Here is a 3,929-nt window from a genome sequence, read left to right on the forward strand (position 1 = left end):
ATAGTAAACAACAGTTTAGTGCCCTTTGTGAGCTTTGTGTTTAAAAAATCCGTCAAAATCCGTTTCATCCGTAGTATCTGTGGGCAACTCTCACCAACAACCACAGCAACAAGATAAAATACATCTATTCATGGCTAATTTCTAGTTATATAGCAACGGTAAAAACAATTAATTTTACTTATTAGATTTTTTTTCTAATACTAAAAGAATCGTACAAAACGACCATTACTATAAACGAACCAAAATGAAAAGACTATTTTTTCAATTGCCCCTACTCCTTGTTGTATTGACTTGCAATCTGGCTGCCATACAAGCACAAAATTATCCTGCATCAGACCCAACGAATACCGCTGGCTGGAACCTGAACACCTATCTAAGCGATGAATTTAATGGTACAACCTTAGACAAAACCAAATGGTGGATATTGGGCGAAAATGGGGATTATAGAAGCAAATGGAAAGGAAGAGCTCCAGGACAATTTGCCCCACATAATGTAAGAGTCGAAAACGGAGATTTGATCCTTTCGTCAAAATGGGAACCTAGCTTTACTTTTGTGAACGAAATGCAAGAGGGTACTTATTATGGCGGTACAGCTACTGCTGCGGACAAAAGCAAACCTATTACCCAATCCTGTATTTTGAGCGAACGCTTTTTTAAATACGGCTATATGGAAGTGCGTTGTAAACTAGCTGATGCTCCTGTAACAGGTGCTTTTTGGACTACAGGATACCACTCTGAAATTGACATGGTCGAAAATTTCGGAAAACGTCCGATAGGAAATCCTGCTGGACAAAATGCAGACCTAGAGAAAAAATACCGAACCAACATAATCAATTGGGATCCTGAAAAGACTAGTACTTCAGATTGGAAAAAAGAAACCGTACTAGCGGCGCGTGTGGCTAGTGATTATTTTGTTTACGGTTTTGAATGGGATAAAGATTATGTAAAAATCTATTTCAATGGTCAATTGATTCGACAAGCCACCCGACAAGAACTGGAAGCCGCTGATCAATGGCGTTTGTTTTACCCGCAAGAGGTTTGGCTAGATGCAGAAGTTTTTTCTTGGTACGGGTTGCCTGCCATGGCTGATTTAGCGACTCCAGCCGAATTTAAAGTGGATTATGTACGTATTTGGCAAAAAGAAATTACCCCTCCTAATTTTAATGCGCTAGGATTTGAAGGGCCATTTAACTTTCAAGGCAGAAGCAATAATTGGTACAGTGCTGGAACGGTGAATTGGAGGATGAAAAATGACAAAGCCGCCTCAGGTGATATGAGTTTGCGATTTAAAAATACTGGGACTTTAAGTGGCAATTATACGATGTACACCCCGTATGGCGCTATCAATCTTCCTACGGGCAACAATACCATAAAAATGAAAGTTTGGATTGACCCTACGACAACAGTTAGTAAAATCAGGGTGATTTTGAACAATCCTTACAAAATTGTTGACCTAAATATCTCCGGAGTTGAAAAAGGAAAATGGGTCGAAGTTTCGCAAACATTCTCGAGAACATCTGCTTCCAATTTGAGTCTGACTGACGGAGACCGAATTGCCATTCAGTTGCAAGCAGCAGATGTTACGGGTTCGAATGTGTTGTTGTATGTGGATGATGTATCTTTTCAGTTTGACAACAGTGCTATTTTAAGTGTTCCTAAAGTGACCCAAAATTCGTTTCAACTGTTTCCTAACCCAACTAAAGAGTTGCTAACTATTGTATCTCCAGATAACGGCAAAATTAAAATTCATAACAGTTTAGGTAGTATCGTTAAAAGTGTAGAAAAAACAAGTGAATCTCAAACTTATAGTGTATCCGATTTGGCCAAAGGAATTTATTTTATAAGTTTGACTACTATAAATGGAGTGACGACCAAATCTCAAAAAATACTAATTCAGTAATACCTAAATAGTACTACAAAGAGGAAAGCAAAATACTTTGTGTTTCCTCTTTTTTTTTGGGCAACAGTGAGTTCACTTCTTTATGGAAATGGCTCGTAAATAATAGCCCTGATGGTCCCGAAACTTCGGGAGGTATCTCCCGATTTAGTAAAACAAGGCTTTTTCAGCCGCAGTTTTACTAAATCGGGAATATAACGGACAGCAGGACGAAAAGTTACTGAATTGTACCAAAATATTGTGCTCCTAAAAAAAAAATACTCTCAGAGACATTATATAGATAGACAAAGACAATTTACTACGGAAACCTTCTTTATTTTGTTGAACTGCTTGCAGTACTTCTTTTTAACTTAACTAATTGTTTAAAACTATAAAATGAAATTATTTTACTCCCCATTCAACTTGTTCAAAGTGGCAATTTGCAACCTTGTTTTCATGAGCGGTGCCACGGCACAAACGACAGAAAAAGAGGTGCAGCAAAAAATTAATATTCTAAAAACAGAAATCAAAAAAGCACAAAGCAAAAAAATTAGTACACTCAAGGAAGAGACAACGGTGCGCACCGCCGAAATCTTTTTGGGTTATGCGGATTGGGATGAAAAAAATATAGAAGCCAATCAAAAGCATTTTAGTTTAGTTTCAACCTACAAAAGTGAAGCTGAAAAATTCGCCAAATTGCTTCCGGAATTTGAACGCAAGGAAATGGCACTGATGCTAGATGATGCATTAACCGATTTAAAAAATGTATCCAATGGAATAACCAAACGTTTGCCAACTCCAAAAGTAGATTGGACTAAAACGAAATTAGAAGACGACCAAATTACATTTGATGGCAAAGCAGTTTTCTTGGCCGATTGGACTTGGAAACCTACCGGTAATAAATATACGGACTACCACGGGAATCAAGATGGTTTTTTCCTTACGCCAACTTTTGTAACCGATAATAAGGGAACTGTAAATCCTCAAAAACTAAAAGAACTGGCTTCTAAACCAGAAGGTACTATGGGATTTGTGTTCCTTAATCACTCAGCTGTACCGGCTTGGGCGAAGAAAGAATACCCTGAAATTGTAGATGGACCTGGTATCAAATACACAATGTACGACATTAATCATCCAGTCTCCCGTAAAATCCAATCGGATTTGATTGCGGCTACTGTGCCGTTGATGGCTGGAAAACAGTACACGCAACTGGGTTATATGTTGTGCAATGAGCCGCATTGGAACACAATTAAAAAAACTTGGGCATCTGCTCCTATCTCTGGACTGGCAGCTGAAGCTTTTAAAAAATGGTTGGAAAAACGTCATGGTACGATTAAAGAACTGAATAGTTTGTGGAAAACAAATTTCAGCAGTTTTGATACGATGGAAGTTCCGAGAGAACTTGAAACGGCACAACAAGGAACTGCATTATGGTTTGATTTTGAAAGCTTCAATATGGACCGCGTAACCGATTGGTTTGCTTTCATGAAAAGTGAAATTAAAAAACACGACCCAAAAGCTAAAACGCATTTGAAAATCATGCCTAATTTATGGACTGAAAGCAAACGCGATCACGGAATTGACATGGAAGCTTTGACTCGCAATAGTGAAATCATAGGTAACGATTCCAGTACAGGCGGAGCGTGGATGTGGGGAAAACCGAAAGAATGGGAGAAGAATTATAATTTTGACTGGGTGGAAATGTGTATGTCTTATGACTTTTATAAATCGATAAGTCCTGAGAAAATCATGTACAATACCGAAGGACATTTTCTTTCGACAGGTAAATACCGAGATTTATATCAAACGACAGATTATGTACGTTGCAACTATTGGCAAGCTTATGTTCACGGGTTAACCGCAATACAAACTTGGTATTGGGCTCGTACAGACGAAGGGGGTAGCAAAAAAAATGAAGACAGCAGTGGTTATGCTGGTTCCAACAACCACCAACCGCGTGTGGTGAATGAAGTACATACAACGGTAGCTGATTTGAATTCGGTTTCCGATATTATTATGGATTTGCAACGCCAAGAGAAACCGATTCGTGTTT

The 3,929-nt window shown here is 38.4% G+C and carries 2 protein-coding genes; both read left to right on the plus strand.

The window, feature by feature from the left end; all coding sequences use genetic code 11:
- Window positions 1–244 precede the first annotated feature (244 nt).
- Window positions 245–1,900: a T9SS type A sorting domain-containing protein gene (locus tag WBQ70_RS03155; RefSeq protein WP_423910444.1), complete on the plus strand. Its 1,656-nt coding sequence runs from the start codon at window positions 245–247 to the stop codon at window positions 1,898–1,900.
- A gap of 372 nt (window positions 1,901–2,272) precedes the next feature.
- Window positions 2,273–3,929, plus strand: a 1,657-nt coding sequence (locus tag WBQ70_RS03160) for a beta-galactosidase (protein WP_423910447.1), incomplete at its 3' end; no start/stop codon positions are given.

The organism is Flavobacterium sp. (assembly GCF_049590715.1).
Classification (GTDB): Bacteria; Bacteroidota; Bacteroidia; order Flavobacteriales; family Flavobacteriaceae; genus Flavobacterium.